This window comes from Kribbella sp. NPDC051770, assembly GCF_040681455.1.
Taxonomy (GTDB): Bacteria; Actinomycetota; Actinomycetes; order Propionibacteriales; family Kribbellaceae; genus Kribbella.
In genome coordinates, this window is record NZ_JBFAYT010000016.1 from 89,913 (window position 1) to 109,910 (window position 19,998).

At 70.0% G+C, this 19,998-nt stretch carries 17 protein-coding genes; 7 read left to right on the plus strand and 10 right to left on the minus strand.

Annotation, left to right across the window (positions count from 1 at the left end):
• Positions 1-30 precede the first annotated feature (30 nt).
• Positions 31-1,350, plus strand: coding sequence for a hypothetical protein (locus AB0M01_RS35645; RefSeq protein WP_363676918.1), 1,320 nt, complete (start codon positions 31-33; stop codon positions 1,348-1,350).
• Here the strand turns inward: AB0M01_RS35645 and AB0M01_RS35650 are convergent.
• From AB0M01_RS35650 to AB0M01_RS35660, 3 genes are all read right to left on the minus strand, one after another.
• Entirely contained in the window at positions 1,343-1,975 is a 633-nt protein-coding gene (locus tag AB0M01_RS35650) for an HAD family hydrolase (protein WP_363676919.1), read from the minus strand. The two genes, AB0M01_RS35645 and AB0M01_RS35650, sit on opposite strands and share 8 nt — an antisense overlap.
• Complete coding sequence (locus AB0M01_RS35655) at positions 1,972-2,526, minus strand: GNAT family N-acetyltransferase (RefSeq protein ID WP_363676920.1); 555 nt, start codon at positions 2,524-2,526, stop codon at positions 1,972-1,974. The genes AB0M01_RS35650 and AB0M01_RS35655 overlap by 4 nt, the downstream gene beginning before the upstream one ends.
• 105 nt (positions 2,527-2,631) lie before the next feature.
• Positions 2,632-4,716: a DNA topoisomerase IV subunit B gene (locus AB0M01_RS35660; protein ID WP_363676921.1), complete on the minus strand. Its 2,085-nt coding sequence runs from the start codon at positions 4,714-4,716 to the stop codon at positions 2,632-2,634.
• A gap of 469 nt (positions 4,717-5,185) precedes the next feature.
• Between AB0M01_RS35660 and AB0M01_RS35665 the strand changes: the two genes are divergently transcribed.
• Entirely contained in the window at positions 5,186-5,416 is a 231-nt protein-coding gene (locus AB0M01_RS35665) for a hypothetical protein (protein ID WP_363676922.1), read from the plus strand.
• 111 nt (positions 5,417-5,527) lie between these two features.
• Here the strand turns inward: AB0M01_RS35665 and AB0M01_RS35670 are convergent, their stop codons facing one another.
• The gene (locus AB0M01_RS35670) at positions 5,528-7,003 is read right to left on the minus strand and encodes a PLP-dependent aminotransferase family protein (RefSeq protein WP_363676923.1); all 1,476 of its coding nucleotides are present in this window, start codon (positions 7,001-7,003) and stop codon (positions 5,528-5,530) included.
• Between the two features lie 80 nt (positions 7,004-7,083).
• Between AB0M01_RS35670 and AB0M01_RS35675 the strand changes: the two genes are divergently transcribed.
• The gene (locus tag AB0M01_RS35675) at positions 7,084-7,716 is read left to right on the plus strand and encodes a LysE family translocator (protein ID WP_363676924.1); all 633 of its coding nucleotides are present in this window, start codon (positions 7,084-7,086) and stop codon (positions 7,714-7,716) included.
• A gap of 31 nt (positions 7,717-7,747) precedes the next feature.
• On the opposite strand, the gene AB0M01_RS35680 is transcribed toward AB0M01_RS35675, so the two are convergent.
• Positions 7,748-9,745, minus strand: a complete 1,998-nt coding sequence (locus AB0M01_RS35680) for a glycogen debranching N-terminal domain-containing protein (RefSeq protein ID WP_363676925.1) — start codon at positions 9,743-9,745, stop codon at positions 7,748-7,750.
• Between the two features lie 42 nt (positions 9,746-9,787).
• On the opposite strand from AB0M01_RS35680, the gene AB0M01_RS35685 reads away from it, so the two are divergent.
• The 4 genes from AB0M01_RS35685 (at position 9,788) to AB0M01_RS35700 (ending at position 13,295) form a co-directional block, all read left to right on the plus strand.
• Positions 9,788-10,273, plus strand: a complete 486-nt coding sequence (locus tag AB0M01_RS35685; RefSeq protein ID WP_363676926.1) for a DUF456 domain-containing protein — start codon at positions 9,788-9,790, stop codon at positions 10,271-10,273.
• 132 nt (positions 10,274-10,405) lie between these two features.
• On the plus strand, positions 10,406-10,972 hold the full coding sequence (locus AB0M01_RS35690) for a hypothetical protein (RefSeq protein WP_363676927.1): 567 nt from the start codon (positions 10,406-10,408) through the stop codon (positions 10,970-10,972).
• Between the two features lie 65 nt (positions 10,973-11,037).
• Positions 11,038-11,739 (plus strand): response regulator transcription factor, encoded by a 702-nt coding sequence (locus tag AB0M01_RS35695; protein WP_363676928.1) that lies wholly within the window; start codon positions 11,038-11,040, stop codon positions 11,737-11,739.
• Positions 11,739-13,295 carry an ATP-binding protein gene (locus AB0M01_RS35700; protein WP_363676929.1) on the plus strand — a complete coding sequence of 519 codons (1,557 nt, stop codon included), beginning with the start codon at positions 11,739-11,741 and terminating at the stop codon, positions 13,293-13,295. Before AB0M01_RS35695 ends, AB0M01_RS35700 begins: the two co-directional genes overlap by 1 nt.
• Here AB0M01_RS35700 and ppk2 read toward each other — a convergent pair.
• The 5 genes from ppk2 to AB0M01_RS35725 all read right to left on the minus strand — a co-directional run bounded on the left by ppk2 (position 13,292) and on the right by AB0M01_RS35725 (position 19,930).
• Positions 13,292-14,200: a polyphosphate kinase 2 gene (gene ppk2, locus AB0M01_RS35705; protein WP_363676930.1), complete on the minus strand. Its 909-nt coding sequence runs from the start codon at positions 14,198-14,200 to the stop codon at positions 13,292-13,294. The two genes, AB0M01_RS35700 and ppk2, sit on opposite strands and share 4 nt — an antisense overlap.
• 58 nt (positions 14,201-14,258) lie before the next feature.
• Positions 14,259-14,885 carry a class I SAM-dependent methyltransferase gene (locus AB0M01_RS35710; protein WP_363676931.1) on the minus strand — a complete coding sequence of 209 codons (627 nt, stop codon included), beginning with the start codon at positions 14,883-14,885 and terminating at the stop codon, positions 14,259-14,261.
• Between the two features lie 56 nt (positions 14,886-14,941).
• On the minus strand, positions 14,942-16,258 hold the full coding sequence (locus AB0M01_RS35715) for an MFS transporter (RefSeq protein WP_363676932.1): 1,317 nt from the start codon (positions 16,256-16,258) through the stop codon (positions 14,942-14,944).
• Positions 16,259-16,346: 88 nt separating this feature from the next.
• Positions 16,347-18,425, minus strand: a complete 2,079-nt coding sequence (locus AB0M01_RS35720; protein ID WP_363676933.1) for a DPP IV N-terminal domain-containing protein — start codon at positions 18,423-18,425, stop codon at positions 16,347-16,349.
• Positions 18,426-18,430: 5 nt separating this feature from the next.
• The gene (locus tag AB0M01_RS35725) at positions 18,431-19,930 is read right to left on the minus strand and encodes an MFS transporter (RefSeq protein WP_363676934.1); all 1,500 of its coding nucleotides are present in this window, start codon (positions 19,928-19,930) and stop codon (positions 18,431-18,433) included.
• Positions 19,931-19,998: the final 68 nt, after the last annotated feature.

Below are 19,998 nucleotides of genomic sequence, written 5' to 3' on the forward strand. Positions count from 1 at the left end.
GAACCGGTCAGAACCTGATAGGAATTCGGTATGAGACTCCGCCCAAGCTCTCTTTCCCGCTCCCTGCTGGTCGGTGCCCTGGCCCTCGGCACCGTCCTCACCGCGACTCCCGCACCCGCCGCGATCGCCGTCGACCGCCCGAGCCAGCCGCTCGATCTGCACGGCTCCTGCTTCGACGCGGCCGTCACCGGCACCGTCGAGGAGCAGCGCCTCGGCAACGGCGTGGCCGGCGGCCCGTCGGTGCCCGGCCAGATCCTGACCCGCTCCGGCTTCGACAAGCAGGTGAAACTGTTCAACCACCTGCTCTGCGCCGCGCCGAACAAGCTGGTCGCGCGCGTCGTCGTACGGGCTCAGGCCGAAGCGCTCTGGCGGACGGCGACGCATCGCGCCCAGCATCAGCAGGCCGCGTCCGCGCTGCCGGCCACCGACGACCGCGGGCTGTACTGGGCGCGGATCTCGATGGCGCTCGCGCTGCGGCAGTGGAAGCCGTCGTTCGGGCTGAGCGCCGGGGACCGCGCCGAGCTGATGAAGAGCCTGGAGTACGCGTCGCGCGGGATCACCAGCACGCGGTTCTCCCCCGGCGTACGGAAGATCCTGGTGACCGGCTTCGACCCGTTCACGTTGGACGCCGACATCCGGATCGGGAACCCTTCCGGCGCGAACGCGCTCTCGCTGGACGGACAGCGCTGGAAGATCGGCGGGACGACGTACGAGATCCAGACCGTGGTGTTCCCGGTCCGGTACACCGACTTCGACCAGAACATGGTCGAGGACGCACTCGCGCCGCACTACCGCCCGGGGCCGCAGCACGCGGACCTGGTGATGACCGCGAGCCAGGGCCGGGTCGGCATCTTCGACCTCGAGGTCTTCAACGGCCGCCGCCGCTCGGTCAGCTCGATCGGCGACAACAACAACCTCTGGGGCGGCGGCACGATCAACGCGCCGGTCGTCTCCCCGAGCATGCCCGCCGGCCCGGAGTGGCTGACCACCAGCCTCCCGACCGCCCGGATGGCCCAGGCCGACGTCACGCCGTTCCGCACCCGCGTCAACACGTCGGTGCTGGAGATCCCGGCCGGTCAGACCCTCCCGGTCCGCCAGCCCCTCGGCCCGACCGAAGGCTCGATCGCTTCCGAGGGCGCCGGCGGCGGCTACCTCTCCAACGAAGTTGCCTACCGCAACACTCTCCAGCGCGACCTGCTCGACCCGCTGATGCCCGCCGGGCACCTGCACGTCCCGGTCCTGCAGTTCGACGTCGCCAACAAGACGGAGATCACCGACCCGACGTACGAGACCAACCGCGACGCCATCGTCCGCGGCGCCCACGCGATGCTGCGGCAGGCGCTCAGCTGAGAATCAGCCCGAAGGCGGCCGCCACGGAGTTGACGTGATGGTCCGCCTTCGGGCCGCCGCGCTGGTCGCCGACCTGGATCGTTCGCAGACCGGCGTTGATCCCACCGGCGATGTCGTACTCCGGATGGTCACCCACCATCCAGCCGCCGTCGAGTTGCGCACCAACCGTCTCGGCCGCGACTTCGAAGATGCGTCTGTCGGGCTTCCGCACGCCGACCGCCTCGGAGATGCACACGCCGTCAACCGCTGACCCGATCCCGGTGTGATCGAGCTTCAGCTGCTGCTGGACGACTCCACCGTTGGTGATCACGACAACCTTCCAGCCCGCCGCGCGCAGGCTCGCAATCCCTTCCAGCACAGCGCTTTCGACCGACGTGAACAGCGGATGCTCCCGGTCGTAGTCCTCGACCAGCTCCACCGCCGACTTCGAGACGCCGTACTCCGCCTTCACCCCAGCGAACAACTCCTCCCGCGGCCGATAGCCCCCGAGGTCGTTCGCCAGCAACCACCCCACCGCCTCGGCGCTCAGCCGCTGCCGCTCGACCCACCACTCGGCCCACGCCTTGAACGCGCCGTCCCGATCGATCAACGTGTTGTCCAGATCGAACGCCGCCAGCCGCGTCACGCCTGCGCCTTGCGCCAGGTCTCCCGCGTCATCTCGTACTCGACCTCCCCCAGCTCGGCCCCCGGGAAGTCCTCCGACGACGGGAACTCCCGCACGAACGACAACCCCACCGAAGCCATCACCGCCCGCGACCCCGCATTCCCCACCAACGTCTGCGCGAAGATCCGCTCCAGCCCGACAACGTCGAACCCGTACCGCAACAACTCCCGCGACCCCTCACTCGCGTACCCCCGCCCCCACCGATCCCGCAACAACCGGTACCCCAGCTCGGCCTCCCCCTCCACCTGCGGCTGATCCGGCCCGTACGGCCCCCGCAACAACCACCACCCCACGAACCCCACGTCGTCGAACCCAACCCAGAACCCCAGCCCACCCTCCGCACACCCCATCCGCCGAGCATGCGCCACCTCAACCTCCGCCCGACTCCGAGCCTTCCCACCCAGGTACTTCATCACCTCGGCATCGGAGTCCAGCAACACCTCCAACTCCAGGTGCCGATCCCCCAACGGCACCAGTTCCAGCCGCCCCGTCTTCAAAGTCAGTTGCTCCATACCCCGATCCTCGCACCCGACCCGGTCCTCCCTCGGCCCATTTTCCGCGCACACGACAACGGTCCGGCCCCGACATGGGGACCGGACCGTGGCGACCGACACGGGTCAGGCGTCGATGCGGCTTTCGTCGAGTTCGTAGGCGCCCTGGACGATGAACTCCTTGCGGGGGGCGACGTCGTTGCCCATCAGGAGGTCGAAGACCTGGGCCGCGGCCTCGCCGTCGTCGACGGTCATTCGGCGCAGGGTGCGGTGGCGGGGGTCGACGGTGGTTTCCGCGAGTTGGTCGGCGTCCATCTCGCCGAGGCCCTTGTAGCGCTGCGGGGGCTCCTTCCAGCGGACGCCCTTCTTCATCAGTTCAGCCGACTTCCGCTGGTACTCGGCATCGCTGTAGGTGTACAGGTACTTGTCCTGCCCCTTCTTCGGGTTCGTCAGCTCGAAGCGGTGCAGTGGTGGGACGGCGGTGTAGACGCGGCCGGCGTCGACCAGGGGGCGCATGTAGCGGAAGAACAGGGTCGCCAGCAGGCAGCGGATGTGGGCGCCGTCGGAGTCGGCGTCGGCCATGAAGATGATCTTGCCGTAGCGGGCCTGCTCGATGTCGAAGGTCCGACCGGAGCCGGCGCCGACGACCTGGATGATGGAGGCGCACTCGGCGTTCTTCAGCATGTCGCCGACCGACGCCTTCTGCACGTTCAGGATCTTGCCCCGGATCGGCAGCAGCGCCTGGAACTCCGAGCTGCGCGCGAGCTTCGCCGTACCGAGCGCTGAGTCGCCCTCGACGATGAACAGCTCGGAGCGGTCCACGTCGTTGCTGCGGCAGTCGGCCAGCTTGGCCGGCAGTGCCGACGACTCCAGCGCGGTCTTGCGCCGCTGGAGCTCCCGGTGCTGCCGGGCGGCGACGCGCGTGCGGGACGCGGCGACGACCTTCTCCAGTACGGCGCGCGCCTGCGCCTTCGCCGTGCCCTTGGTCGAGGTGAGGAACGTCTCGAGCTCGGTCTGGACGACCTTCGCGACGATCCGCGACGCGGCCGGCGTGCCGAGCACCTCCTTGGTCTGGCCGTCGAACTGCGGTTCGGCCAGCCGGACGGTGACCACCGAGGTGAGTCCCTCGAGCACGTCGTCCTTGATGATCTCCTCGCCGCTCTTCAGCAGCCGCGTCCCGGTCAGTACGCCGGTGAACGCCTTCGACAGCGCCCGCTCGAAGCCGGCCACGTGCGTGCCGCCCTTCGGCGTGGCGACGATGTTCACGAACGAGCGGACCTCGGTCTCGTACCCGTCGCCCCAGCGGACCGCGATGTCGACGTCGAGGTCGCGCTCGACGTCGGTCGGGGTCATGTGCCCGGCGTCGTCGAGCATCGGCACGGTCTCGGTGAAGTGGCCGGTCCCGGTCAGCCGGACGACCTCGGTGACCGGCTGGTCGGTGGCCAGGAACTCGCAGAACTCGCTGATCCCGCCGTCGTGCTTGAACGACTCCTCGGTGACCTCGTCACCACGCTCGTCGCGGATCACCAGCTCCAGGCCGGGGACCAGGAACGAGGTCTGCCGCGCGCGGGTGACCAGCTCGTCGTAGTTGAAGGTCGCGTCGCGGGTGAAGATCTGCCGGTCCGCCCAGTACCGGATGCGGGTGCCGGTGACGCCCTTCTTGGCGCGGCCGGCCTTGCGCAGACCGCCGGCGGCGGTGAAGCCCGCCGAGGCTCCCTCGCCGTCGAACTCACCGGCGACCCCGCGCCGGAACGACGTGGTCCAGACCGTGCCGCCACGGTCCACCTCGACGTCCAGGCGCGCGGACAGCGCGTTCACCACCGAGGCACCGACACCGTGCAGACCGCCGGAGGCGTTGTACGAGCCGCCGCCGAACTTGCCGCCGGCGTGCAGCTTGGTGAAGACGACCTCGACACCGGTCATCTTGGTCTTCGGCTCGATGTCGACCGGGATGCCGCGGGCCTTGTCCCGCACCTCGACCGAGCCGTCGTTGTGCAGCACGACCTCGATCCGGTCGCCGTGCCCGGCCAGGGCCTCGTCGACGGAGTTGTCGATGATCTCCCACAGGCAGTGCATCAGGCCGCGGCTGTCGGTCGAGCCGATGTACATCCCCGGCCGCTTGCGGACCGCCTCCAGTCCTTCGAGGACGAGCAGGTTGCGGGCGTTGTACGTCGGGTCGAGCTCGGTACTGCGAGGCGTCGGGGCGGCCACTGGGCTCCTTCACTGGTTCACAAGCAGACATCCGTACGACGGCCCGGCCGTCGTACGAGTGACAGCCTACGAGGCCGCACCCCCAAAACCCGGCAGGAGGTCCACGTGGCCGGTTTGGGTTGCCCGGCATCATGGCGGGGTACCGAATCAGCACAACAGCATCGACAGGGACCTCGCACCAGACAGTTGTCCTGGCAGGTATCGATCCGGACTCGATCACGAAGAATTCCGACACTCCGGAAGTCAGCGCACAGTGAACAACTGGTGGCGCACAGTGAAAGAGGACACGCCCGACACCCGCCGGAAACAACAGATCGAGCGAATCCGAAACGATTCCCCGTCAATATGCGTCATAAGGGAACAGGTGGTTCGTCTCACATTCGGACACGCTGCACCTACCGGGAAGCGATCCGCATGTCAGGATGTTGCTATCTGGTGAGTACGGAACTAGATGAGATGAGGCCTCAAAGTGACTACAGCACTCGCCCCGAGCTCGACCCTGTCGGCTGCGGACCGTTGTGACCGCTGCGGCGCGCAGGCCTACGTACGTGTCACCCTGACCAGCGGTGGGGAGCTTCTGTTCTGCGCCCACCACAGCCGGGAGCACGCCGAGAAGCTGCGCAACATCGCGATCACCATCCACGACGAGACCGGCCGGCTCGACGCCACCCCGGTCGCCGCCGCGGACGAGGAGCGGTAACCCCAGGCCTCGTAGGCGCCAACGGCGGCGCAGACCCCACACATACTTAGCGATGGTGGTCACCCTCACGGGTGGCCACCATCAGTCCTGTCCGGCGAGTTGTTGCCTTCCTCACACCATCGGTACGCCGGGCTCCGGCCCGTGCCGGCGCAGTTCCTGCCAAGCACCAGCCAAGCGATTGACTGCGTCGACAAGTACTTCCGGCGCGTACGCGAACGGCAACCGCAGGTAGTTGTCGTGGTCACCGGTCGGGTCCATCGCGTGCCCGGCGACCACCTCGACGCCGTGCCGCAACGCGATCTGCGCGAACACCCGCGCGTCGGTGTCCGGCAGCCGGACCCACAACGCCGATCCCCCGGCCGGCTCCTCCCACTCCCACTCGGGCAGCCGATCGCGCAGCAACTCGCCGATGTGCGCACGCCGTCCGGTCGCCAGCCGTGCCCGTTCGGCGGTGACCTCGGCAAGCCGCGGAAGCAGTCGCGCGGTGAGCGCCTGGTCGATCACCGGGCTCCCGAGATCGGCCAGCGCTTTGTGCCGCGCGAGCCGGTCGGCCAACGGCCGCGGCGCCCGGATCCAGCCGATCCGCAAACCGCCCCAGACCGCTTTCGACACCGAGCCGATGGTGAGCACCTCCGCATTCCCTGGTGCGTACGCCGCCAGCGGCGGCGGTATTTCCGGTCCGGCCGGATCGCCGGCGGAATAAGCGTTGTCCTCGACCACCACGACGCCGTACCGGGCGGCGATTTCGGCGACCTGGCGACGCCGGGCCGGTGACATCAGCCGGCCGGTCGGATTGTGGAAGGTCGGCATCACGAACAGCATCGCCGGCTGGTGCTCCTTGAGCGCCGCCTCGAGCAGGTCCGGCCGGATCCCGGCGTCGTCCAGCGGTACGCCGACCACGCGCCCACCCGCGGCGCCGAACAGGTCGAAGCAGCCCGGCCAGCTCGGCTGCTCGATCACGACCGCGGCGCCGGTCCGCAGGTACATCGCGGTGACCAGCGCGATCGCCTGGTGCGCGCCGCTGGTGACGACGATCTCGTCGGCGCTCGTCGGCAGCCCGGACTCCTCGAAGTGCTCGGCGATCCGCGTCCGCAGCGGCTCGATGCCACGCGGGTGGTAGCCGACGTCCTGCAGCAGCGCCGGCAGGTCGGTGCGGGCGAGGTCCTCGACCTCGGCGGCCAGGTCGGGGATGCCGGGGTCGACGGCGTACGTCATCGAGATCACGTCGCCGGGCCCGACCGTGATCCGGTGGAACAGCGACTCGCCGTACCCGATCGGCATCCGCTTGTCGGCGGTCGACCGGCCGCGGCTCGCGGACCGGGCGACCGTCGTCCCGCTGCCGCGGCGGCGCTCGACCAGGCCGCGGGCGCGCAGTTCGTCGTACGCCGCCACAACCGTGCTGCGGGAGACGGCGAGCGCTTCCGCGAGCCGGCGCTCGGCGGGCAACTTGGCGCCGACCGGGAGCTCGGCCGAACCCATCAGCGCGGCGAGCGCGTCGGCCAGGCGGCGGTACAGGCCGCCGGCGCGGCCGGTCAGCCGGCGGCCGATCAGGTCGGCCAGGACAGCGGGATCTCCGGAACGGTCCACTTCTCCTCGGATTGGCTCGGGTGGACTGGGCGTGGAGCCGACAGGCTAGTCCGGTACGCAGTCCAGTTGAAGGGGTGAGGATGGGAATCGGGCAGCTGCTCGGGTTCGTCGGAGCGACCGTGGTGCTGGTCGGGATGCCGGGGCCGAACAACATCTACATCTCGCTGCGCAGCCTGACCCAGGGCCGCCGGGCCGGTGTCGTGTCGGCGTTCGCGATCGAGACCGGGTCGGTGGTCTACATCCTGGTCACCGCGCTCGGGCTGGTCGCCGTGCTGGAGGCGTCGCCGGAGCTGTTCACGGTGATCTCGCTCGCGGGCGCCGCGTACCTGGCGTACCTCGGGATCAAGACGCTGCGGAGTACCGGAAGCTCGTCGGGGCTCGGCGGATTGAACACCGAGCCGCTCGGCAAGGTGTTCCGCGCGGGGGTGCTGGTGAACCTGCTCAACCCGAAGGCCGCGCTGTTCTTCCTCGCCTTCCTCCCGCAGTTCACGACGCGCGACGCGGGCGCGAGTCAGGTCCGCAGCGAGATGCTGCTGCTCGGGCTGGCCGTGCTGGTGATCGGGCTCGTCCTCGACCTCTGCTACGCCGTCGGTGCCGACGCGATCGGCCGGCGCTTCCGCTCACCGCGCAGCACCCAGATCCAGCGCTACCTGGCCGGCGGAAGCTATCTCGCCGTCGCTCTGGTCGCGGCTCTCAGCGCTCTCGCGCACTGAACCTCAACCTCACGTCGAGCCCGAACCAGCTCTAGCTCAGCGTGAGGTTGCCGTCCGTGTACTCGATCGACAGCAGGCGCTCGCCGACGCGCACACCGTCGAGCTTCAGCGAACGCCACGGGAAGTCGCTCGCCGGCGTGATGTCAAGCGTGCCCGCCGGGACGTTCGGCTCGATCCCGAGCGCCGCGACGACGACCGCGACCGCCGAGGCCGCGGCCCAGGCCTGCGGCCGGCAGGACAGCGGGTACGGCGTTGGCGTGCTCTCCTCGCCGATACCCGCTCCCCCGTACAGCTCGGGCAGCCGGTAGCCGAACGCCTCGGCGGCCTGTACCAGCCCACGCACGTACGAGCCGGCGACCGCAGGACGCGCGGCGGCGTACAGGCCCTGGACGGCCATGGCGGTGTCGTGCGGCCAGACGCTGCCGGTGTGGTAGCCGAGCGGGTTGAAACCGGTCATCTCGATCGTGAGGGTGCGCAGGCCGAAGCCGCTGTCGAGCTGGTGCTCGCCGAGCAGGTCCGCGACGATCGCCTCCTCGTCGGCGTCGAGCAGTCCGGTGCCGAGCAGGTGCCCGATGTTCGACGCCGGGCCGGCGACCGGGCGCTTCTCGCCGTCGAGCGCGATCGCCGGGTACCCGTCGACCCAGAACTTCTCCCGGAACCGGGTCTTCAGCGCGGCCGCCCACTCCAACCACTCGTCGGCGCCCTCGGCGCCGAACGCGGTCAACAGCTCCGCGCCGGCGACCGCCGCGGCGTACGCGTAGCCCTGGACCTCGCAGAGCGCGATCGGCGCGGTCGCGATCGTGCCGTCGGGCCACTGGACCGAGTCGCTCGAGTCCTTCCAGCCCTGGTTCGCCAGCCCGTGCCCGGACTCGTCGATGTACTCCAGGAACCCGTCACCGTCGGGATCAGCGAAGTCGCGGATCCAGGTGAGCGCTCTCTGCAGGTTCGGCAGCAACTCCCGGACCTCGTCGGCGGGCATCCCCCACCGCCACGCCTTGTGCAGCGTCGTGATCCACAGCTGGGTCGCGTCGTGCGTCCCGTAGTACGCCGCCGGCAGCACCAGCCCGTGCCCGTGGTCGGCGACCTCGGCGCGCAGCTCGTGCGGGATCTTGCCCGGCTGCTCGGCCGCGTCGGCGTCCACCTTGGTGCCCTGCCACGCGGCCAGCGCGCGCAGCGTTCCGGCGGCGAGCTCGGGGTCGACCGGGATCAGCATGCCGGACGAGATCAGCGAGTCGCGGCCGAACAGCGTCAGGTACCAGGGCGGGCCGGCCCCGAGATAGCGCTCTCTGCCCGTCCCCAGCTGCAACGCGGCGAGGTCGTCGAGCGACCGGCGGAACCAGCGGTCGACGCGCGAGTCGTCGCAGGAGAGCGCGATCTCGCCGTACGCCGGACGCCGCTCGGGCGCCTTGATCTCGAAGCCGGTGGCCGCCGGGAACGTGGCGGTGACGCGCAGCGTGAAGGTGACCTCGTCGCCGGGCTTCAGCTGCAGCGGCCACTCGAAGCCGTCGGCGCCGAGAACGGCCGCGGGATCGCAGAGAGCGCTCACCCGCGTTCCCGCGGCGTTCTCCCAGACCAGCGCCGGGCCGTCCGCGCTCGGGACCAGCGCCGGAAGCTCCGCGGCGGCGCCGCTGCGGACTTCCGCCGTACCGGCCAGGTCGGTGCCCATCGCAACCGAGAGGCGGCACGCGACGGTCTGGTGCGAGTTGTTCACGACCGTGAACCGCTCGGTGAACCCGTCCCCGTCGACCGTGCGGGTCCGCCGGAGCCGGACCGTCGGGTCGTGGCCGGCGTCGCCCAGGCCGACCAGGACCGCGCCGAAGATCGTCGTACCGGGCCGCTCGTCGACGTGCACCGGAAGCGGTTCCCGGCCGTCGACCGACACCTCCAGCCGGGACAGCACCCGGCGGTCCCGGGCGAAGACGCCCTCGGCGCCGGACCCGGTCAGCTGGCCCGACCGCGGGGACAGGACCTCCCACGGCGCGGCGAGCGTGGTGACCAGTTCGTGCAGGGCAGGTAGTGAGTCAGCCATGCGTCCACACTAAGCGGACCGTTTTGCGGCAGAGTTGGGGGCGTGAACTCCGTTGCGACGTTCCTGGTCGGTGTGGCGATCTTCGTCGGCATCCTCGGCATCGTGGTGCCGGTACTGCCCGGCGCCCTGCTGAGTCTCGCCGCGATCCTGATCTGGGCGCTGGAGGTGCAGAGCCCGACCGGCTGGGTCGTGCTGGCCGCGGCCGTGGTCCTGATCGGTGCCAGCCAGGTGGTCAAGTACGTCGTACCGGAACGCCGGCTGCGCGAGTCCGGCGTGCCCAGACGGTCGATGTTCGTCGGCGTGCTGCTCGGGATCGTCGGGTTCTTCGTGATCCCGGTGGTCGGCATGTTCGTCGGGTTCCCGCTCGGCGTGTACCTGTCGGAGCGGCAGCGGCTCGGCACGCACCCGGCCGCCTGGGCGTCGACGAAACACGCGCTGCGCGCGACCGGGCTGTCGATCCTGATCGAGTTCGTCGGTACGGCGCTCGCGGCGGCGGTCTGGCTGGTCGCAGTGCTCTGGCTGGTCTGAGTCTCCTGGTGATCTGAACGACTGCCAGGGTTTTGCCAGCCTCGCCCAAGGCCCGTCTCAGGTCGGCCGCGCAGGGTGGGACGACCAGTACCAGGTGACGGCCTGGTACGTCGTACCGGGAGGCAGTTGCAGATGGCGTCGTTCGAGAAGCTCTCCGACAAACCGTGGCGGCTAGTCGGGACCGTCGCGGCGGTGGTCGTCACCACGGCCGCCGGCGGGGTCGCCTGGGCCACCACCAACGCCGACCCGTCCCCCACGCCGTCAGCCAATCCGTCGGCATCGCCGTCGGCACCGGCCGACCCCTCGGCTCCGGCCGAGCCGGGCAAGCCGGGCCCGGGTGGACCCGGCCGGCACGGCGGCGAGTTCGGGCTCGGGATGGGCGCGCTGCACGGCGAGTTCGTGGTCGAGAAGGAGGGCGGCGGCTACCAGACCGTCGCCACCCAGCGCGGTGAGGTCACCGCGGTCAGCAAGGACAAGCTCACCGTGAAGAGTGCGGACGGCTACAGCCGCGAGTACACGCTCACCGAGGACACCCTGGTGAACGCTGCCCGGGACGGCATCGACGACGTGAAGGTCGGCAACCAGGTCACCGTGTCGGCCGTGGTCGCCAACAACGTCGCCACGGCGACCACCGTCAACGACGGCACCACCCGGGACGCGGCGCGCGAGAAGTGGGGCTTCAAGCGCGGCCCGCGCTGACCTTCACAGCGAACTGCCAGGAAGGTGCCAGGGTTCGCACGGGTCCCGGGGGCAGACTGGGGTCCATGAGCCCGCATCTTCTGGTGGTCGACGACGAACCCAACATCGTCGAGCTGCTGTCCGCGAGCCTGCGGTTCGCCGGGTACGACGTGACCACGGCGACGCACGGGGCCGAGGCGCTGAAGAAGGCCCGCGAGGTCGAGCCCGACCTGGTGGTGCTGGACGTGATGATGCCCGGGCTGGACGGGTTCGAGGTGGTCCGGCGGCTGCGGGGAGAGGACCGGCACGTGCCGGTCCTCTTCCTGACCGCCCGGGACGCCGTCGAGGACAAGGTGCTCGGCCTGCACACCGGCGGCGACGACTACGTCACCAAGCCGTTCAGCCTGGACGAGCTGGTCGCGCGGGTCCGCGCGCTGCTGCGCCGCTCCGGGCACCGCGAGCAGACCGCGACCGAGCCGGCCGTCCTCAAGTACGCCGACCTGGAGCTGAACGAGGACAGCTACGAGGTCTTCAAGGCCGGTACGGCGGTGCAGCTGTCGCTGACCGAGTTCAAGCTGCTGCGCTGCCTGCTGGAGAACGCCGAGCGGGTGATGTCGAAGGGCCAGATCCTGTCCGCGGTCTGGAACTACGACTTCGCCGGCGACGCCGGTGTCGTCGAGTCGTACATGTCGTACCTGCGCCGCAAGGTCGACACCGGCGACCAGAAGCTCCTGCACACCGTTCGCGGCGTCGGCTACGTGCTGCGGACGCCGCGAGGACCCAACTGATGTCGACCGGCAACGGCGTCCGGCTCGGTGCCGGGGCTCGCCGCTTCTTCTCGCACCGCCGCTTCACCGAGCGCTACCCGCTGCGGATCACGATCGTCATCGTCCTGCTCACCCTCGTCACCGCCGCGCTGGTGGCGTCGGGCCTGGTCGCGACCACGATCATGCGCGGCTACCTGATCGACCGGGTCGACAGCCAGCTCACCGAGGCGTCCAAGCAGTTCGCCGCACAGCCACCGGGCCCGGGCCCGGACCGCCCACCGCGCGGGGCGGGACGGCTACCGAGTGCCTTCTTCGTCCAGCGGTTCCAGTCCGACGGCTCCGAGGTCCAGGGCGGGCCCTTCCACCAGCCGCTCCGCGAGACCGAGGGCGAACCGGCGCTGCCGGAGCTGACCCTCGCCCAGGTGGTTGCCAAGGGCAATCACCCGTTCGACACCGGCGCGGTCTCCGGCGGCGACACCTGGCGGGTGCTCGCCGTCCCGCTGCGCGCGGGTGACGGCTACGTGATGATCGGCCAGAGCCTCGCCGACATGGACCACACGATCGAGCAGCTGGTCGGCGTGCAGATCGCCGCCGGAGTGATACTGCTCGTCCTGCTGGCCGGCGTCGCGACGTACGTCGTACGGCGCAGTCTGCGCGGGCTGGAGGACGTCGAGCACACAGCCGTCGCGATCGCCGGCGGAGACCTGAGCCGGCGGGTCCCGCAGCGCGACCCGCGGACCGAGGTCGGCCGGTTGTCGCTGGCGCTGAACCAGATGCTCGGACAGATCGAGACGGCGTTCGCCCAACGCACGGCATCGGAGTCGGCGGCCCGGCGCTCGGAGGAGTCGGCGCGGCGCTCGGCCGAGCTCGCTCGCCAGTCGGAGGAGCACGCGCGGCAGTCCGAGGACCGGATGCGGCGGTTCGTCGCGGACGCCAGTCACGAGCTGCGGACGCCGCTCACCTCGATCCGTGGGTTTGCCGAACTCACCCGGCAGCGTGGCGGCGCGATGGAGCCCGCGACGATGAAGCGGATCGAGGACGAAGCCAAACGGATGGGCCTGCTCGTCGACGACCTGCTGCTGCTCGCGCGGCTCGATCAGCAGCGGCCGTTGCAGTACCAGCCGGTCGACCTGCTCACGCTCGCGGGCGACGCCGTCCATGACGTGGAGGCTGTGCAGCCGGAGCGCACGGTCAGCCTGAAGATCCTGCCGAACTCCGGTGCGCCGGTCGTCGAGGGCGACGAGGCGCGGCTGCGGCAGGTCATCGGCAATCTCGTCAGCAACGCGCTGCACCACACCCCCGTCGACGCGCCGGTGACCGTGTCGGTCGGGACGCGCGACGGGCGCGCGGTACTGGAGGTCGCGGACACCGGGCAAGGGCTGAGCGCCGAGCAGAAGGCGCGCGTGTTCGAGCGGTTCTACCGTGCGGACTCGGCCCGGACCAGGGTCACCGGCGGATCAGGTCTCGGACTCTCGATCGTCGCCGCGCTGGTTGCCGCGCACCGTGGGGAGGTCGCCGTCACCGACACACCAGGAGGTGGGGCGACCTTCACCGTTTCACTGCCGCTGATCGACTAGAGCTCCGGGAAGCTCCGGTTCGCCGACTCGCCGTGCTCCAGCACCTCGGCGGCCGGGCCGAGGATCTTCGGGTCCGGGTGGCTGACCAGCTCGTGGTCCTTGTCGGAGTACTCGAACAGCGACAGCACGTGCCGCATCGCCTCCAGCCGGGCGCGCTTCTTGTCGTTGCTCTTCACGACCGTCCACGGCGCGTCCGGCGTGTCCGTGTAGTGGAACATCGCCTCCTTCGCCTCGGTGTAGTCGGCCCACTTGTTTAGCGACGCGAGGTCGGTCGGCGACAGCTTCCACTGCCGGACCGGGTCGATCTGCCGGATCGTGAACCGGGTCTGCTGCTCGGCCTGCGACACCGAGAACCACAGCTTCACCAGCAGAATGTCCGACCGGACCAGCATCCGCTCGAAAGCCGGCGCCTGCCGCATGAACTCCAGGTACTCGTCCTCGCCGCAGTAGCCCATCACCCGCTCGACGCAGGCCCGGTTGTACCAGGACCGGTCGAACAGCACCATCTCGCCGGCCGCCGGCAGGTGCTCGACGTAGCGCTGGAAGTACCACTGCGTCTGCTCGCGCTCGGTCGGCTTCTCCAGCGCGACGATCCGGGCGCCGCGCGGGTTCAGGTGCTCCATGAACCGCTTGATCGTGCCGCCCTTGCCGGCCGCGTCGCGGCCCTCGAAGACGATCACCAGCTTCTTCTTCGAGCGCTTCACCCAGTACTGCAGCTTCAGCAGCTCGATCTGCAGCAGCCGCTTGTCGCGGTCGTAGACCTCGCGGCTCAGGCGTTCGCCGTACGGGTAGCCCTCGCGCCAAGTGTCGACCGGCGTGCCGTCGGCGCGCAGCAGCACCGGGTCGTCGTCCTCCTCGTCGAGGACGCGAAAGCCGAGCTCTTGGACCAGGTCAGGGGTGTTCACGATCCCTAGGTTCACCGCGAGCGATGAACCTGAGGGATCCTCGTGATGAACAGTGCCGTCAGCGGCGGCGGAGCTTCACCGTGCAGTCGCGGCGATTGATCTGCTCGCCGTCGCGCATGATCTGCGCCCGGTCGTGGATCGTGCTGACCAGGACCTCCCACTCGTCCTCTGGCAGCGCAAGGTCGGCGATCACCTCGTCGGGTGACGGGAAGCGGATCTCCGGGTGCGGGTTGTGCTCACCGGGCGGGAAGCCCATGTGCCCCTCGATCAGCAACACTCCCCCGGGCGCGACGACGCCCGCCGCGCTGCGCAGGATCGCCTCCCGGGCCAGCTCGGTCTTGGAGTGCAGGAACTGCGCCGACACCAGGTCGTACGAGCCCTCCGGGAACGACGACCCGAGATCGTGCTGCTCCCACTCGATCTTGTCGCCGACGCCGGCGTCCTTCGCGTGCCCGGCCGCGCGCTCGAGCGCGACCGTCGAGATGTCCACCGCGGTCACCGTCCACCCCTGCTGCGCGAGCCAGATCGCGTCGGCGCCCTCACCGCACCCGAGGTCGAGCGCACGCCCCGGCGTCAGCCCGGCGACCTCGGCCACCAGTACGACGTTCGGCTTGCCGCTCCAGATCTGGTCCCGCTCGGCGTAGAAGGTGTTCCAGTGGTCGGCGGGGAGTTCTTCTGTCGTCATGCTCCGATCATGTGACGTCGGACCGAGGCGCGCAAACTTCCTTGCCGTTTCGGCAATTACCGGCGCAGCGCCGGCAGCGGCTCGGCCTTGCCGACGACGAACGCGTAGGTCAGCGCGCCGACCACGGCGACCCCGGCCGCGACCGCGAAGGACGGCCCGTACGAGCCGTCGTTGAGGTCGAGCAGCAGCCCGAACAGGAACGGGCTGATGATGCCCGCGATGTTCGAGGCGAAGTTCTGGATGCCGCCGATCGACGCGACGTGCCGCGAGCTCGGAGCCACGTCGCCGGGCAGCGACCAGATCCCGGTCGCCGCGATCGCCAGGCTCGCGTACGAGATCGCCAGGAACAGCAGCGCGACGTACACCGACGACGCCGGCGCCGCGAACACGATCGCCGCGCCACCGAGCAGCCCACCGACCATCACCGTCTTGCGGACCCGGGTCACGTCGGCACCGCGCCGAATGAACCGGTCGGCGGTCAGGCCGGCGATCCAGGCGCCGGCGATCGCGGTGATCCCGGGCAGCGTCCCGAGCGTGCCGAGCTCGGCCAGGTCGAGCCCGCGGGCGTCCTTCAGGTACGACGGGAACCAGGTCAGGAAGAAGTAGATGACGAAGTTCAGGCAGAAGAAACCGAGCATCATGCCGCGCACGGTCCGGTACCGGAACAGGTCGCGCCAGCGCACCTCGACGGCGTCCCGGTCGTCGTTCTCCTCCAGCCGGGCGCCGTGCGCGGCGATGTACTCGCGCTCCTCGGCGTTCGCGCCCTTGTGCTCCATCGGGTCGCGGTAGTACCAGTACCAGGCGCACGCCCAGATCAGCCCGACCACACCGAGGACGACGAACGAGAAGTGCCAGCTGACCAGCGCGATCAGCGCCGTCACCACCGGCAGCGCGAGCACCGTGCCGACCCGCGAGCCGGAGTCGATGACCGCGGTGGAGAACGCCCTTTCGTGCTTGGGGAACCAGCGCGACGACGCCTTGGTCGCGCTCGGGTACGCCGGTGCCTCTCCCGCGCCGAGCGCGAACCGGAACAGAAACAGCGACCAGAACCCGCGGGCCAGCGGGGTCAGCGCGGTGATCACCGACCACCAGACCGCGGCGAACGTGAAGGCCTTGCGGGACCCGACCTTGTCCGCGAACCAGCCCGCCGCGAGCATCGCGCCGTCGTACGCCCAGAAGAACGCGCCGAGGATCAGGCCCTTCTCGGCGTTGCTCAGATCCAGGTGCAGGTCGTCCTCGATGAACGGCAGCGCCACGCTCAGGTTCGCGCGGTCCAGGTAGTTCAGCGAGAGCCCGACGAACGCGAGCGCGAGGATCAGGTAACGGGTGCGGCTGGCTCCGGGCGGGGCCTTCACCACTGGGGCGGTGGTCACGGTCTGCCTCCGATCGATGGCGGATCGTCGACACGTTACCCATCGGCGCGTGTTTGTCACGACATGCGTGCCACAGTCCGGAACGCGCTCAGCCGAACATCTTGGCGATCACCGCGAGGTCGATCTCGGCCGGCTTCAGGCGGTACGCCGGTGGGGTGACACCAGCGACGTGCTGCAGCAGGTGGTTCCAGCGACGCCGTACGACGTGATGTTCGTAACCCAGCAGAACGTGCTCGCCGCGCGGGACGATGAGCAGGTCGAAGTCCTGGTCCGCGGCGATCAGTCGTTCGACGAAGCGGAGCGTGTGGTGCGGCTGCACGTTGTCGTCCAGGCCACCGTGGACGAGCAGCAGGCGGCCCTCGATCCGGTCGGCGAGGTCGAGCAGCGAGACCTCGGCGTAGTCCTGCTCGCCGACGGGGCCGGCGTACGTCTCGCCCCACTGCTGCAGGTACATGCGGTTGTCGAGGTTGCCGGACTCGGCGACGCCGGCCTTGAAGAAGCCGGGGAACTCGCCCATCGCACGAACGGTGGCGAACGCGCCGCCGGACATGCCGTACACGCCGACCCGGTCGAGATCCATCCAGGGCCGGGACTCCGCCAGCTGCTTGATCGCGGCGACGTGGTCGACGATCCCGGCGGTCTGGAGGTGGCGGTACGACGCGTCGTGGAACGCCTTGGTCCGGCCCGGCGTCCCGCGGCCGTCCACGGCGATCACGACGAACCCGAGCGCGGCGAGCGCCTCGGCGTCCGGGCCGAAGTGGCCGGGGTCGAAACTGGGGGCGGTGCGGTTCACGTGCGGGCCGGGGTACGGGCTGTTCAGCACCGGGTAGCTCGCGGCCGGGTCGAAGCCGTGCGGCTTGTGGAGCAGGCCGAAGATCTCGGTGACGTCGTCGGCGGCGAGCGCGCGGAACTCCTCGGGCGGCTGCCAGCCGGTCGCGAGCAGGCGGGTGACGTCGGCACGCTCCAGCTCGATCAGCACTTCGCCGGTCCAGGAGCGGACCGTGATGACCGGCGGCCGGTCGACGGTCGACGCGGTGTCGACGAAGTACTTGCCGTTCGGCGGGACCGCGACGTCGTGGTGCAGGTCGTCGTCGGTGATCCGGGCGAAGCCGGTGCCGTCGAGGTGGACGCGGCAGAGGGTCTCGCGATAGGGGCTTTCGGCAACCAAGCCGACGGCGGTGAAGCAGACGACGGTGTCGTCGACGTGCAGGATCCGGCGGACGTTCCACTCCCCCGAGGTGACCTGGTTGCGCAGCTCGCCGGTGCGGAGGTCGTAGCGGTAGAGGTGTGGTCGGCCGTCGCGCTGGCTGTACCAGAGCAAGTCGTCGCCGGCGGCGCGGGTGACGGCGCGCTCCTGGCCGTACTGGTTGGGTTCGAGGCGGGTGTCGCCGGTCTCGGTCAGGATCACCTCGGTCGCGCCGGTCCTGGTGTCGAGCCGCTTCATCGTGAGGCTCCGCTGGTCCCTCGGCTGCTCGATGAAGTAGACGTCGCCCCCGGACCACCAGACCCACTCGAGCGTGATCGGCGACAGCACACCGACGTACTGCGGCTCGCCCTGAGCGCGGACCGCGCCGCCGTCCAGATCGAGTACGACGTACCGCTGCAGCGGCAGGTGCTCGTCGTCGGGGAACGCGTAGCGCTGGGTCAGCAGCTCGGGCGCCGCCTCACCCTCCGGCAGTACGTCGATCAGGTGCGTCTCGCGGACCTCGCGGCGGTCCAGCTGGTGGGTCAGGACGCGGGTCGAGTCCGGGGACCACGCGACAGCCGGCGGCAGGTGCGGTAGGCCGATCTTGCCGAGGAGCACGTCGACGGAGAACGAGTTCGTGCCGTAGGCGTTGTCGGTCTCGCCGTCGGTCGTCAGCGGGCGTTCGGTGCCGTCGGCCACGGTGCGCAGCCACAGGTCGGGTCCGTGCCGGATCACCTCGTACTTGCCGTCGGGCGAGACGACGGCCAGGAAGTCGCCGGTACCAGGCCGGTCGGGCAGGCCGGTGGCCTCGACCCGGGTGCCGGCGGTCGGGTCCACGCGATAGGTCTTCTCCTCGCCGCCGCGCGTGACCTGGTAGACGAAGCCGTCGTCGACCCACTGCGGCGAGATGCTGCCGGCCTCGACGAGCTTCGAGCGGTTGTGCCGGAGCAGAGCTTCGGCGGCCTGGAAATCGAGCTTCATGGTGGTCAGCCTTTCGCGGTGGTCAGGGCGGCGACGTCCACCGTGGCGTCGGCCGGCTTCGTGTCGCGGAGCAGGACGAGGGCGAGGACGGCCGAGCCGAGGACGGCCGCGGCGCCGGCGACGAAGGTGCTCGACATCGCGGAGGCGAAGGTGGTCTTGGCGACCTCGGCGAGGGCGCCGTCGCCAGTCGCGGCGGCGACAGCGAGCGCTTCGCCAATCGAGCCGCGGGCGGCGTCCGGCGTACCGGCGGGCATGCCGGAGGTGAAGCGTTCGGCCATCGCGCTGCCGAGGATGGCGATGCCGAGTGCGGCGCCGGCCTGCTGCATCGTGTCGTTCAGCGCGGAGCCGACTCCGGCGTGCTCGTGCGGTACGGCGCCCATCAGGGCGGCCGTCGCCGCGGGCTGGGCGAAGCCGCTGCCCGCGCCGAGGACGAGCAGGGCGAGCGTGACCTTGGCGAAGCTGTCGTGTGCGTCGAGCATCGCCATCAACCCGAAGCCGCCGGCCAGCAGGACCAGGCCGGCGACCGTCATCGGCCGGTTGCCGATCTTCTGGCCGAGCGTCGCGCCGAGGCCGTTCACCACGATCACCGCGATCGCCATCGGGACCAGCGCCAGGCCGGCCTTGGTCGCGGAGAAGCCCAGCACGAGCTGCAGGTACTGCATCAGCGCGAGGATCAGGCCGCCGTTGCCGACCTGGACGAGGACCAGCGAGAGCGATCCGCCGCTGAAGTTGCGGTCGCGGAACAGGTGCAGCGGGACCATCGGCTCCGGCGTACGGAGCTCCCAAGCGACGAACGCGGTCAGGCCGACGACGGCGACGGCGAGCGCGGGCCAGGAGACGCCGTGCTCGGGCAGCTCGATGATGAACCACACCAGCGCGACCAGACCGGCCGTCGACAGCACCGCGCCGAGCGGGTCGGGCTTGCGCCACGGACCCTTGGACTCCGGCATCCAGATCAGCGCGGCGGCGATCGCCAGGGCGACGACCGGGACGTTGATCAGGAACACCGAGCCCCACCAGAAGTGCGCGATCAGCGCGCCGCCGAGCACCGGGCCGCCGATCAGGCCGACCATCAGCACCGAGCTCCAGATCGACATCGCCTTGCGGCGTTCGGCGTCGTCGAAGACGGTGATGAGGATCGACAGCGTGCTCGGCATCACCACCGCTCCCCCGATGCCCATCAGCACCCGGCCGGCGATCAGCAGCTCCGGGCTACCGGCGTACGTCGCGACCAGGGAGGCGAGACCGAAGATCGCGAGGCCGACGATCATCACCCGGCGGCGGCCGTACCGGTCGGACAGACTGCCCGCGGTGAGCAGCAGGCCGGCGAAGACCAGGATGTAGCTGGCGACGATCCACTGGATGTCCTGCGCGGTCGCACCCAGATCCTGGGTCAGCGCCGGGATCGCGACGTTGAGCACGCCGTTGTCCAGGACCAGGACGAAGGTGCTCAGGCACAGCACGACCAGGATCAGCCAGCGGCGCGGGTGCGGTTCGGTGCTCATCGGGGGTCCCCTCACGTTTATTGAACGCTGTTCAGCTTGCTTGAACAGTGTGCAATTAAAATTGAACA